Annotated in this window: 9 protein-coding genes and 1 rRNA gene; 7 read left to right on the top strand and 3 right to left on the bottom strand. The window is 57.6% G+C overall.

What is annotated here, in order from left to right; translation table 11 throughout:
* The 5 genes from rrf (at position 1) to aceK (ending at position 6224) form a co-directional block, all read left to right on the top strand.
* Positions 1–116 (top strand): 5S ribosomal RNA (gene rrf, locus ACERY3_RS20570).
* A 179-nt stretch (positions 117–295) separates the two neighbouring features.
* Positions 296–1225: a homoserine O-succinyltransferase gene (metA, locus tag ACERY3_RS20575; RefSeq protein WP_058842071.1), complete on the top strand. Its 930-nt coding sequence runs from the start codon at positions 296–298 to the stop codon at positions 1223–1225.
* Between the two features lie 270 nt (positions 1226–1495).
* On the top strand, positions 1496–3097 hold the full coding sequence (gene aceB, locus ACERY3_RS20580; protein ID WP_373226385.1) for a malate synthase A: 1602 nt from the start codon (positions 1496–1498) through the stop codon (positions 3095–3097).
* Between the two features lie 31 nt (positions 3098–3128).
* A complete protein-coding gene (aceA, locus tag ACERY3_RS20585; protein ID WP_373226386.1) occupies positions 3129–4433 on the top strand; it encodes an isocitrate lyase in 1305 nt (434 codons plus the stop codon).
* A 51-nt stretch (positions 4434–4484) separates the two neighbouring features.
* Positions 4485–6224, top strand: a complete 1740-nt coding sequence (aceK, locus tag ACERY3_RS20590) for a bifunctional isocitrate dehydrogenase kinase/phosphatase (RefSeq protein ID WP_373226387.1) — start codon at positions 4485–4487, stop codon at positions 6222–6224.
* 68 nt (positions 6225–6292) lie between these two features.
* Here the strand turns inward: aceK and iclR are convergent, their stop codons facing one another.
* A complete protein-coding gene (gene iclR / locus ACERY3_RS20595; protein ID WP_045888359.1) occupies positions 6293–7123 on the bottom strand; it encodes a glyoxylate bypass operon transcriptional repressor IclR in 831 nt (276 codons plus the stop codon).
* Between the two features lie 193 nt (positions 7124–7316).
* On the opposite strand from iclR, the gene metH reads away from it, so the two are divergent.
* Together metH and ACERY3_RS20605 are read left to right on the top strand one after the other, a co-directional pair.
* Positions 7317–11000 carry a methionine synthase gene (gene metH, locus ACERY3_RS20600; protein WP_033144373.1) on the top strand — a complete coding sequence of 1228 codons (3684 nt, stop codon included), beginning with the start codon at positions 7317–7319 and terminating at the stop codon, positions 10998–11000.
* A gap of 115 nt (positions 11001–11115) precedes the next feature.
* Positions 11116–12747, top strand: a complete 1632-nt coding sequence (locus ACERY3_RS20605; RefSeq protein WP_033144374.1) for a Na/Pi cotransporter family protein — start codon at positions 11116–11118, stop codon at positions 12745–12747.
* Here the strand turns inward: ACERY3_RS20605 and ACERY3_RS20610 are convergent.
* The gene (locus tag ACERY3_RS20610) at positions 12744–13031 is read right to left on the bottom strand and encodes an addiction module antidote protein (protein ID WP_033144375.1); all 288 of its coding nucleotides are present in this window, start codon (positions 13029–13031) and stop codon (positions 12744–12746) included. The genes ACERY3_RS20605 and ACERY3_RS20610 overlap by 4 nt on opposite strands.
* Before the next feature lie 6 nt (positions 13032–13037).
* On the bottom strand, positions 13038–13340 hold the full coding sequence (locus ACERY3_RS20615) for a type II toxin-antitoxin system RelE/ParE family toxin (protein WP_048979397.1): 303 nt from the start codon (positions 13338–13340) through the stop codon (positions 13038–13040).
* Positions 13341–13364 lie beyond the last annotated feature (24 nt).

Consider the following 13364-nt stretch of genomic DNA (forward strand, 5'->3'; position numbering starts at 1 on the left):
CCTGGCGGCTTTAGCGCGGTGGTCCCACCTGACCCCATGCCGAACTCAGAAGTGAAACGCCGTAGCGCCGATGGTAGTGTGGGGTCTCCCCATGTGAGAGTAGGGAACTGCCAGGCATCAATTAGAAGAACCCCGTACCGTAAGGTGCGGGGTTTTTTGCTTTTGTTTTTCCCTCTTTCCCTCCTTGAAACTTTCTCACCTTCCGCTTGCAGGCTCGACATTATGCCCGTTTCTGGGTATCGTTAGCTATCTGGATGTCTAAACGTTTATACGTAAGCTGTGAGGATATAAAGCTATGCCGATTCGGGTGCAGGACGAGCTACCAGCCGTCAATTTCTTGCGTGAAGAAAACGTCTTCGTCATGACGGCTTCGCGTGCGACAGGTCAGGAAATTCGCCCGCTGAAGGTGCTTATTCTCAATCTGATGCCAAAAAAGATCGAAACAGAAAACCAGTTCCTGCGTCTTCTGTCGAACTCCCCGCTGCAGGTGGATATCCAGCTGCTGCGAATCGATGCCCGTGAGTCACGTAACACGCCTTCTGAGCATCTGAACAACTTCTACTGTAACTTCGATGACATTCAGGGGGAAAACTTCGACGGACTGATCGTGACCGGCGCGCCGCTTGGCCTGGTTGAATTTAACGATGTCGCCTACTGGCCGCAGATCAAACAGGTTCTGGAGTGGGCAAAAGATCACGTTACCTCCACATTGTTTGTCTGTTGGGCGGTACAAGCCGCACTGAATATTCTTTATGGCATCCCCAAGCAAACCCGCACTGAAAAGCTCTCTGGCGTATACGAACACCACATTCTTCATCCACATGCGTTGCTGACGCGCGGTTTCGATGACTCTTTCCTGGCACCGCATTCTCGCTACGCCGATTTCCCGGCCCAGCTGATTCGTGATTACACCGATCTGCAGATCCTGGCCGAAACGGAAGATGGGGATGCTTACCTGTTTGCCAGCAAGGATAAACGCATTGCTTTTGTGACCGGCCATCCTGAGTACGATCCGCATACCCTTGCGTCAGAGTATTTCCGTGATGTCGAAGCGGGTCTTAATCCGGATGTACCGTACAACTATTTCCCGAAAGACGATCCGCAAAACAAACCGAGAGCAACCTGGCGCAGTCACGGAAATTTGCTGTTCACTAACTGGCTCAACTATTACGTCTATCAGATAACGCCATACGATCTGCGTCACATGAATCCGACGCTGGAGTAATCTTCTGCACTAAACGATCCTAAAGCGTTTCAGCTATTCAAATCAGGCACCTTCGGGTGCCTTTTTTATTTCCGAAATGTCACTCACCGTTCGATCCAACTTTAATCCCAATGAAATCAATCAATTAATCACAATTAATAATTAAAATGGAAATTGTTTTTGATTTTAGAAAAAATATAGATAGTCTTAATTCTGCTGAGCGAAAACTACCCAACGATCTTTCGTTCGCATCGGGGGCGTGATTTTGGATCTTTGATGAGGAGCAGAGTAATGACTCAACAGGCAACGACGGTCGATGAACTGGCCTTTACCCAGCCGTATGGCGAGCAAGAACAGCAGGTTTTGACGGCGGAAGCGGTAGAATTTCTGACTGAACTGGTGACCCGCTTTACGCCGCAGCGTAATAAGCTGCTGGCGGCACGCATTCATCAGCAGCAGGAAATTGACGATGGCAAGTTGCCTGGCTTCATTTCGGAAACCGCTTCCATTCGCCGCGGTGAGTGGAAAATCCGCGGCATCCCTGAAGATTTACAGGATCGTCGCGTTGAGATCACCGGTCCGGTAGAGCGCAAAATGGTGATTAACGCCATGAACGCCAACGTTAAAGTCTTCATGGCCGATTTTGAAGACTCTCTGGCGCCGGACTGGCGTAAGGTCATCGAGGGGCAGATCAACCTGCGCGACGCCGTGAACGGCACCATCAGCTATACCAACGAAGCCGGCAAAATTTACCAGCTCAAACCAAACCCTGCGGTGCTGATCTGTCGCGTGCGCGGCCTGCACCTGCCTGAAAAACATGCCACCTGGCGTGGGGAAGCCATTCCGGGCAGCCTGTTTGATTTCGCACTCTATTTCTTCCACAACTACAAGAACCTGCTGGCAAAAGGCAGCGGCCCTTATTTCTATCTGCCAAAAACGCAGGCCTGGCAGGAAGCGGCCTGGTGGAGCGAGGTCTTCAGCTACGCGGAGGATCGTTTTAACCTGCCGCGCGGTACCATCAAGGCCACGCTGCTGATTGAAACGCTGCCTGCCGTGTTCCAGATGAATGAAATTCTGCACGCCCTGCGCGACCACATCGTCGGCCTGAACTGCGGGCGCTGGGACTATATTTTCAGCTACATCAAAACCCTGAAAAACTATCCCGACCGCGTACTGCCGGATCGCCAGGTCGTGACCATGGATAAACCGTTCCTGAGCGCCTACTCGCGCCTGCTGATCAAAACCTGCCACAAGCGCGGCGCCTTTGCGATGGGCGGCATGGCGGCATTTATCCCGAGCAAAGACGCAGAGCGCAACAATCAGGTGCTCAACAAGGTGAAGGCCGATAAAGAGCTTGAAGCCCGTAACGGTCACGACGGCACGTGGATTGCCCATCCTGGCCTTGCCGATACGGCGATGGAGGTTTTCAACCGCGTTCTCGGCGACAACAAAAACCAGCTGTTTGTCACGCGCGAAGACGATGCCCCAACGGCTGAAGAACAGCTGCTGGCACCGTGCGCGGGCGAGCGTACGGAAGAGGGCATGCGTGCCAATATCCGCGTCGCGGTCCAGTACATCGAAGCGTGGATCTCCGGCAACGGCTGCGTACCTATCTACGGCCTGATGGAAGATGCCGCGACGGCGGAGATCTCACGTACCTCCATCTGGCAGTGGATCCACCATCAAAAAACGCTCAGCAACGGCAAACCGGTGACCAAGACCCTGTTCCGCCAGATGCTGGCCGAAGAGATGCGGGTGATCCAGGACGAGCTGGGCGAGCACCGCTTCAGCAGCGGACGTTTTGACGACGCCGCGCGCCTGATGGAGCAAATCACCACATCAGATGACTTAATCGACTTCCTGACCCTGCCGGGCTACCGCTTCCTGGCGTAACTCACCACATAACAATATGGAGCATCTGCACATGAAAACCCGTACCCAACAAATCGAAGAGTTGAAGAAAGAGTGGACACAGCCTCGCTGGGAAGGCATCCACCGTCCTTACAGCGCGGAGGAAGTGGTGAAATTACGCGGCTCGGTCAATCCGGAATGCACGCTGGCACAGAACGGTGCGGCGAAAATGTGGAAGCTGCTGCACGGTGGCTCTAAAAAGGGCTACATCAACAGCCTCGGCGCGCTGACCGGCGGTCAGGCGCTGCAGCAGGCGAAGGCGGGTATTGAGGCGATTTATCTCTCCGGCTGGCAGGTTGCGGCGGACGCTAACCTGGCGTCCAGCATGTACCCGGATCAGTCGCTCTATCCGGCTAACTCCGTACCGTCGGTGGTGGATCGGATCAACAATACCTTCCGCCGTGCGGATCAGATCCAGTGGGCCGCAGGTATCGAACCTGGCGATCCGCGCTTTATTGACTACTTCCTGCCGATCGTCGCGGATGCGGAAGCGGGCTTCGGCGGCGTGCTGAACGCCTTCGAGCTGATGAAATCGATGATTGAGGCCGGTGCAGCGGCCGTTCACTTCGAAGACCAGCTGGCGTCAGTGAAAAAATGCGGACACATGGGCGGTAAGGTGCTGGTTCCTACACAGGAAGCCGTACAGAAGCTGGTTGCCGCGCGTCTGGCCGCGGACGTGCTCGGCGTGCCGACGCTGGTGATTGCCCGTACTGATGCGGACGCGGCGGACCTGATCACCTCTGACTGTGACCCGTACGACAGCGAGTTCATCACCGGCGAGCGTACCAGTGAAGGCTTCTACCGCACCCATGCCGGCATTGAACAGGCGATCAGCCGCGGCCTGGCGTACGCGCCTTATGCGGACCTGGTCTGGTGTGAAACCTCCACGCCGGATCTGGCGCTGGCAAAACGCTTTGCCGACGCCATCCACGCGAAGTATCCGGGCAAACTGCTGGCCTATAACTGCTCGCCGTCCTTCAACTGGCAGAAAAAGCTGGATGACAAAACCATCGCCAGCTTCCAGCAGCAGCTGTCCGACATGGGCTACAAATACCAGTTCATTACCCTGGCCGGTATCCACAGCATGTGGTTCAACATGTTCGACCTGGCGCACGCCTATGCGCAGGGTGAGGGCATGAAGCACTACGTTGAGAAGGTGCAGCAGCCGGAGTTTGCGGCGGGCAAAGACGGTTACACCTTCGTGTCTCACCAGCAGGAGGTGGGAACCGGCTACTTTGACAATGTGACCACGATTATCCAGGGCGGAACCTCCTCCGTCACCGCCTTAACGGGTTCAACGGAAGAAGCACAGTTCTAATCTTTTCCCCCTCTCCCCTCTCGGGGAGAGGGTTGGGGTGAGGGGGAATATATGTCGCGTGGCCTGGAATTGCTGATTGCCCAAACTATTTTGCAGGGCTTCGATGCCCAGTATGGTCGTTTTCTTGAAGTGACATCCGGCGCGCAGCAGCGCTTCGAACATGCAGACTGGCATGCGGTTCAGCAGGCTATGAAGCAACGTATCCATCTTTATGACCACCACGTGGGTCTGGTGGTGGAGCAGCTGCGCTGTATTACCGACGGTAAAAGTCCGGACGCGGAATTTTTACTGCGCGTGAAAGAGCACTACACCCATTTGTTACCCGACTACCCGCGCTTCGAGATTGCGGAGAGCTTTTTCAACTCCGTCTATTGCCGGTTATTTGACCACCGCTCATTATCTCCTGAGCGGTTATTTATCTTCAGCTCCCAGCCCGAGCGACGCTTTCGAACCATTCCCCGTCCGCTGGCGAAAGATTTCTTTCCCGATCGCGGATGGGAAAAGCTCCTGCACCGCGTGCTAACGGATCTGCCGCTGCGCCTGCCCTGGGAGAATAAAACCCGGGATATCGGCTATATCCACGCCCATCTCAACGAAACCTTCGGCGCGGAGGTGCTCAGCCACAGCCATTTGCAGGTTGCCAACGAGCTTTTCTACCGCAATAAAGCCGCCTGGCTGGTGGGCAAACTGGTTACGCCGACCGCCATTGTGCCGTTTCTGCTGCCGATCCACCGTACCGACGACGGGGAACTGTTTGTCGATACCTGCCTGACCACCAGCGCCGAGGCCAGCATCGTGTTTGGCTTCGCCCGCTCCTATTTCATGGTGTACGCCCCGCTGCCTGCCGCCCTGGTGGAGTGGCTGCGTGAGATCCTGCCGGGCAAAACCACCGCCGAGCTGTATATGGCGATTGGCTGCCAGAAGCACGCCAAAACGGAAAGTTACCGGGAGTACCTGCGCTATGTCACCGCGGCCGATGAGCAGTTTATCGAAGCGCCCGGCATTCGCGGTATGGTGATGCTGGTGTTTACGCTGCCGGGCTTTGACCGGGTCTTTAAGGTGATTAAAGACAGATTCGCGCCGCAGAAAGAGATGACCGCCGCGCACGTTCGCGCCTGCTATCAGCTGGTTAAAGAGCACGACCGCGTCGGGCGCATGGCGGATACCCAGGAGTTCGAAAACTTTGTGCTGGATAAACAGCAGATCGACCCGGCGCTCATGGCGCTGTTAATGCAGGAAACGCCAGCGAAAATCACCGATCTGGGTGATAAAATCGTGATTAGTCATCTCTACATTGAACGCCGCATGGTACCGCTGAATATCTGGCTTGAGCAGTCCGAAGGTCAGGCGCTGCGGGATGCCATTGAAGAATACGGCAACGCGATTCGCCAGCTTGCCGCCGCCAATATTTTCCCGGGCGACATGCTGTTTAAAAACTTCGGCGTCACCCGTCACGGGCGCGTGGTGTTCTACGATTACGACGAAATTTGCTACATGACCGAAGTGAATTTCCGCGATATACCACAGCCCCGCTACCCGGAAGACGAGCTTTCCGGTGAGCCGTGGTACAGCGTCTCGCCGGGCGATGTGTTTCCGGAGGAGTTTCGCCACTGGCTGTGCGCCGACCCGCGCATCGGGCCGTTATTTGAAGAAATGCATGAGGATCTGTTCCGCGCCAGCTACTGGCGCGGACTGCAAACGCGGATCAAAAACGGGCATGTCGAAGATGTGTACGCTTACCGCCGCAAGCAGAGGTTTTGCATTAGGTTTGCACCCTCTCTAGCAGGGTGAGGGCATCAGATTTTCTCCCTCTCCCTGTGGAAGAGGGCCGGGGTGAGGGCATCAGGCCGCACTCAATCTCAACGAATCCCACCATACGCCAGCGTCACCTCTTTCGCCGCCTTAATCACCAGCGCGCCCAGCTCGGTCACGCGGTCGTCGGTCATCCGCGAAATCGGCCCGGAGATGGAGATAGCGGCAAACGGCTCGCGGTGCTCGTCAAAAATACAGGCCGCGAGGCAGCGCAGGCCCAGGGCATGTTCCTCATCATCAAACGAATAGCCGCGCTTGCGGGTCAGGGCCAGATCTTCTTTCAGGTGCACGGGCGATACCAGAGTGGCGTGGGTATAGGCGTGCAGACCTTTACGGTGCAGCAGTCCCGTCACCTGCTCTTCGCTCAGCTGCGAAAGAAACGCTTTCCCCGCCCCGGAGGCATGCATCGGCAGCTTGCCGCCAATTGGTGCGGACATGCGCATCAGCTGCGTGCACTGCACCTGGTCGATGATAATCGCCTGATGATCGCTCTGGTCCAGCACCGCCAGGTTGACCGTCTCGCCGGACTCCTCCATCAGCTTGCGCAGAATCGGGTGCACAATCGCCAGCAGGTTGCGGCTCTGCAGGAAGCTGCTGCCGACGATAAACGCATGCGCGCCCACCGCCCAGTGCCCCAGCTCGCCGACCTGACGCACAAAGCCCAGCTGCTGCATGGTGGTCAGCAGGCGGTGCGTCGTGGAGTTCGGCAGGCCAGCCTGCTGGGCCAGCTCGGTCAGGGCCACGCTGCTGTGCGACTCGGCTATCCACTCCAGCAGCTTCAAACCGCGCGTGAGCGATTGAACCTGTCCGCCCTGTTGTGCGGCGGCGGTGGTGGCAGCAGGTTTTCTGCCGCGTTTAGCGGGAACGGTCGCGACCATGACGATCTCCTTTTTCTGTATCGTGGAAATCATTTTCGTTTTATTTGGTGAATTTGCAACCGTTATCCTGACTGATCGGAGGAGTGATGGTGAACATGTCTCATGTTACCGCTGTGCGGCTTTTCCACCCTGCGAGATTGTGCCAGTATGGAACGCAGCCTTATGGCCTTGTTGAGCGTTGTCGGGAGCAAGTGTGAGCAGCAAAGTAGAGCAACTGCGTGCGCAGTTAAATGAACGAATTCTGGTGCTGGACGGCGGCATGGGCACCATGATCCAGGGGTATCGTCTGAGTGAAGACGATTTCCGCGGCGAACGCTTTGCCGACTGGCCCTGCGACCTGAAAGGGAACAACGACCTGCTGGTGCTCAGCAAGCCGTCCGTTATTAAGGATATCCACAATGCCTACTTCGAAGCGGGTGCGGATATCGTTGAAACCAACACCTTTAACTCGACAACTATCGCCATGGCGGATTACCAGATGGAATCCCTGTCGGCGGAAATCAACCTGGAAGCCGCGAAGCTGGCGCGCGCCTGCGCCGACGAGTGGACGGCCCGCACGCCGGACAAGCCTCGCTACGTTGCCGGGGTGCTTGGCCCGACGAACCGCACCGCGTCGATTTCACCGGACGTCAACGACCCGGCGTTTCGTAATATCACCTTCGATCAGCTGGTTGCGGCCTACCGTGAATCGACCAAAGCGCTGGTGGAAGGCGGTTCCGATCTGATCCTGATTGAAACCGTATTCGACACCCTCAATGCCAAAGCCGCGATTTACGCGGTGAAAGAGGAGTTTGAAGCGCTCGGCGTTGACCTGCCGATCATGATTTCCGGCACCATCACCGACGCCTCCGGCCGTACCCTGTCCGGCCAGACAACCGAAGCGTTTTATAACTCCCTGCGCCACGCCGAAGCGCTCTCCTTTGGCCTGAACTGCGCGCTGGGGCCGGATGAACTGCGCCAGTACGTGCAGGAGCTTTCCCGTATCGCGGAATGCTATGTCACCGCCCACCCGAACGCCGGTCTGCCAAACGCGTTTGGTGAATACGATCTCGATGCCGACACCATGGCGGCGCAAATCCGCGAGTGGGCCGAGTCTGGCTTCCTGAACATCGTCGGCGGCTGCTGCGGCACCACGCCGGAGCATATCGCGGCTATGAGCAACGCCGTGGCCGGACTGCCGCCGCGCAAGCTGCCCGAGCTTCCGGTTGCCTGTCGTCTGTCCGGCCTGGAGCCGTTGACCATCGGCGACGACAGCCTGTTTGTGAACGTGGGTGAGCGTACTAACGTCACCGGTTCCGCAAAGTTCAAACGCCTGATTAAAGAAGAGAAGTACAGCGAAGCGCTGGACGTTGCCCGCCAGCAGGTAGAAAGCGGCGCGCAGATTATCGATATCAACATGGATGAGGGGATGCTCGACGCCGAAGCGGCGATGGTGCGTTTCCTCAACCTGATTGCCGGTGAGCCGGACATTGCCCGCGTGCCGATCATGATCGACTCCTCCAAGTGGGAAGTCATCGAAAAAGGGCTGAAGTGCATCCAGGGTAAAGGCATCGTCAACTCCATCTCGATGAAAGAAGGTGTCGATATCTTTATCCACCACGCGAAGATGGTCCGCCGCTACGGTGCCGCCGTGGTGGTCATGGCCTTTGACGAAGTGGGCCAGGCCGATACCCGCGAGCGCAAAATTGAGATATGCCGCCGCGCGTACAAGATTTTGACCGAAGAGGTGGGCTTCCCGCCGGAAGACATTATCTTTGACCCAAATATCTTCGCCGTAGCGACCGGGATTGAAGAGCACAACAACTACGCCCAGGACTTTATCGGCGCATGTGAAGACATCAAGCGCGAGCTGCCGCATGCGCTGATCTCCGGCGGCGTATCGAACGTGTCGTTCTCGTTCCGCGGCAACGACCCGGTGCGTGAGGCGATCCACGCTGTGTTCCTCTACTACGCCATCCGCAACGGCATGGACATGGGGATCGTTAACGCCGGCCAGCTGGCGATTTACGACGACCTCCCCGCCGAGCTGCGCGATGCCGTCGAGGACGTGATCCTTAACCGCCGCGACGACGCCACCGAGCGCATGCTGGACCTGGCGGAGAAATACCGCGGCAGCAAATCGGATGAGGCGGCAAACGTTCAGCAGGCCGAGTGGCGTTCCTGGGACGTGAAAAAGCGCCTGGAATACTCGCTGGTCAAAGGCATCACCGAATTTATCGAGCTCGATACCGAAGAGGCGCGCCAGCAGGCAGCCCGCCCGATTGAGGTGATCGAAGGACCGCTGATGGACGGCATGAACGTAGTCGGCGATCTGTTCGGTGAGGGCAAAATGTTCCTGCCGCAGGTGGTGAAATCCGCCCGCGTGATGAAGCAGGCAGTGGCCTATCTGGAGCCCTACATCGAAGCCAGCAAAGAGAAAGGCTCCAGCAACGGCAAGATGGTTATCGCCACCGTGAAGGGCGACGTGCACGACATCGGCAAGAACATCGTTGGCGTAGTGCTGCAGTGTAATAACTACGAGATTATCGACCTCGGCGTGATGGTCCCGGCGGACAAAATCCTCAAGACCGCGCGCGAAGTGAACGCCGACCTGATTGGCCTCTCCGGCCTGATTACGCCATCGCTCGACGAAATGGTCAACGTGGCAAAAGAGATGGAGCGACAGGGCTTCACCATTCCGCTATTGATTGGCGGGGCGACCACCTCGAAAGCGCACACGGCGGTGAAAATCGAGCAGAACTACAGCGGCCCGACGGTCTACGTGCAGAACGCCTCGCGCACCGTGGGCGTGGTCTCCGCGCTGCTCTCCGACACCCAGCGCGACGATTTTGTGGCGCGCACCCGCAAAGAGTACGAAACCGTTCGCATCCAGCACGGCCGTAAGAAGCCGCGCACCCCGCCTGTTTCGCTGCAGGCGGCGCGCGACAACGATCTGGCCTTCGACTGGTCCAGCTACACGCCGCCGGTCGCACACCGTCTGGGCGTGCAGGACGTGACGGCCAGCATCGAGACGCTGCGCAACTACATCGACTGGACGCCGTTCTTTATGACCTGGTCGCTGGCGGGCAAATATCCGCGCATCCTGGAAGACGAGGTGGTTGGCGAGGAGGCGAAGCGCCTGTTTAAAGATGCCAACGATATGCTCGACACGCTGAGCGCAGAGAAAAGCCTCAACCCGCGCGGCGTGGTGGGCCTGTTCCCGGCGAACCGCGTGGGCGACGACATCGAAATCTATCGCGATGAAACCCGCACCCACGTGCTGGCGGTCAGCCGCCATCTGCGCCAGCAAACCGAGAAAGTGGGCTTTGCCAACTACTGCCTGGCCGATTTCGTCGCGCCGAAGCTGAGTGGTAAAGCCGACTATATCGGCGCCTTTGCGGTGACCGGCGGTCTGGAGGAAGACGCGCTGGCGGACGCGTTCGAAGCGCAGCACGATGATTACAATAAAATCATGGTGAAAGCGATTGCCGACCGCCTGGCGGAAGCCTTCGCCGAGTACCTCCACGAGCGCGTGCGTAAGGTGCACTGGGGCTACGCGGCGAATGAAAACCTCAGCAACGAGGATCTGATCCGCGAAAACTACCAGGGGATTCGCCCGGCGCCGGGATACCCGGCCTGTCCGGAACACACCGAAAAAGGCACCATCTGGAAGCTGCTGGACGTGGAAGCCCATACCGGCATGAAGCTCACCGAGTCGTTCGCCATGTGGCCAGGCGCGTCCGTTTCCGGCTGGTACTTCAGCCATCCGGACAGCAAGTACTTTGCCGTGGCGCAGCTGCAGCGGGATCAGATTGAAGATTACGCCCTGCGCAAAGGCATGAGCGTGTCTGAAGTGGAGCGCTGGCTGGCGCCAAATCTCGGCTACGACGCCGACTAAATCACTTTTCCTTACAACAAACAGGGCGCTCATGGGGCGCCCTGTCTCTTTCTTACGTTTAAACCCTTATACTGAACCTATGGAAAACGAATAACGATAAGGAGGAAAAACTTCCGTGCTGACACTGTTACACCTGCTCTCTGCAGTCGCCCTGCTCGTATGGGGCACCCATATCGTCCGTACCGGCGTGATGCGCGTATTTGGCGCGCGCTTACGTACCGTTCTCAGCAGCAGCGTTGAGAAGAAGCCGCTCGCCTTCTGCGCGGGCATTGGCGTAACGGCACTGGTGCAGAGCAGTAACGCCACGACCCTGCTTGTCACCTCCTTTGTGGCGCAGGATCTGGTGGCGCTGGCCCCGGCGCTGGTGATTGTGCTGGGTGCGGATGTAGGTACCGCGCTGATGGCGCGTGTTCTGACCTTCGATCTCTCCTGGCTGTCGCCGCTGCTGATTTTTCTCGGCGTCATCTTCTTCCTCGGCCGCAAACAGACGCGCGCCGGGCAGCTTGGGCGCGTAGGGATTGGCCTGGGGCTGATCCTGCTGGCTCTGGAGCTGATTGTGCAGGCAGTCACGCCAATCACAGAGGCCAACGGCGTGCAGGTCATCTTCGCCTCCCTGACCGGGGACATCATGCTGGACGCGCTCATTGGCGCGGTGTTTGCTATCGTCAGCTACTCCAGCCTGGCGGCGGTCCTGCTGACGGCCACGCTTACCGCCGCAGGGGCGATCTCCTTCCCGGTAGCGCTGTGTCTGGTGATCGGGGCCAACCTCGGCTCCGGCCTGCTGGCGATGCTTAACAACAGCGCGGCCAATGCTGCCGCCCGCCGCGTGGCGCTGGGCAGCCTGCTGTTTAAGCTGGTGGGCAGCCTGATTATCCTGCCCTTTATCCACCCGCTGGCGAACCTGATGGACAATCTCCCGCTGCCGAAGGCGGAGCTGGTGATCTACTTCCACGTGTTCTACAACCTGGTGCGCTGCCTGGCGATGGTGCCTTTTGCCGGGCCGATGGCCCGCTTCTGCGAGCGTCTCATTCAGGACGAACCGGAGCTGGATGCGCGCCTGAAGCCGAAGCACCTGGATACGTCCGCGCTGGATACTCCGGCGCTGGCGCTGGCGAATGCCGCGCGCGAGACGCTGCGTATGGGCGACGCAATGGAAACCATGCTCGAAGGCCTGCAAAAGGTGATGCACGGCGAGCCGCGTGAAGAGAAAGAACTGCGCAGACTGGCGGACGATATCAACGTGCTCTATACCGCCATTAAGCTTTACCTGGCGCGTATGCCGCAGGACGAGCTGGCGGAAGAGGAGTCCCGCCGCTGGGCGGAAATCATCGAGATGTCGCTTAACCTTGAGCAGGCCTCGGATATCGTGGAGCGTATGGGCAGCGAGATCGCCGACAAATCCCTTGCCGCGCGTCGTGCGTTTTCAGGTGAAGGCCTGAAGGAGCTGGAAGCGCTGCACGAACAGCTGGTCAGCAACCTCAAGCTGGCGATGCTGGTCTTCTTCTCCAGCGACGTGCCGAGCGCGCGCCGCCTGCGCCGCAACAAGCATCGTTTCCGCATTCTGAACCGCCGCTACTCGCACGCCCACGTTGAGCGTCTGCACCAGCAGAACGTGCAGAGTATCGAGACCAGTTCGCTGCACTTGGGGCTGCTGGGGGATATGAAGCGTCTCAACTCGTTGTTCTGCGCGGTGGCGTACAGCGTGATGGAACAGCCGGATGAAGACGACGAGCGGGATGAGTATTAATCTCCAGCGTGTTTGATTGTTAGCCCAAGACCCAATGCTTTCATGACCGCCAGAGTGGTTTTAAGCGTTGGGTTTCCTTTATCACTGAACGATCGATACAGTTGCTCTCGTGATAGGCCAGTTTGCTGTGAAATGGTCGACATTCCTTTCGCTCGCGCGATGACGCCCAGCGCTTTAGCAATATACGCTGAGTCGCCCGTTTCTAAGGCATCAGCCATAAACACGGCGATTTCCTCGTCATCCACCAGCGCATTGGCTGGATCGTAGGGTGTTAATTTATGCATGCTCATTCACTCCTGCCATTGGGATACATTGCTCAGCATTTTTGCCATAAGTATGTCTCTGGCCTGGCTGCTTTTGTCACCACCACACAACAGCACGATGATGCAATTGCCCTGGTCTTTAAAATAGAGTCTGTAGCCCGGACCATAGTGGATCCTCAGCTCACTTATACCTTCGCCCACGGGTTTAATGTCGCCCGCTAAACCATTTGCCAACCGAAAGAGGCGGGAAGCGATAATGGTTTTCGCTCGCCGATCTTTTAAGTTTTGCTCCCAGCGTTGGAAGGATTCTGTCTGAACGATCTCCTTCATATTACTCCATGTGATTTATAAACT

Source organism: Enterobacter cloacae complex sp. ESBL7, assembly GCF_041679625.1.
GTDB classification, from domain to species: Bacteria; Pseudomonadota; Gammaproteobacteria; order Enterobacterales; family Enterobacteriaceae; genus Enterobacter; species Enterobacter asburiae_B.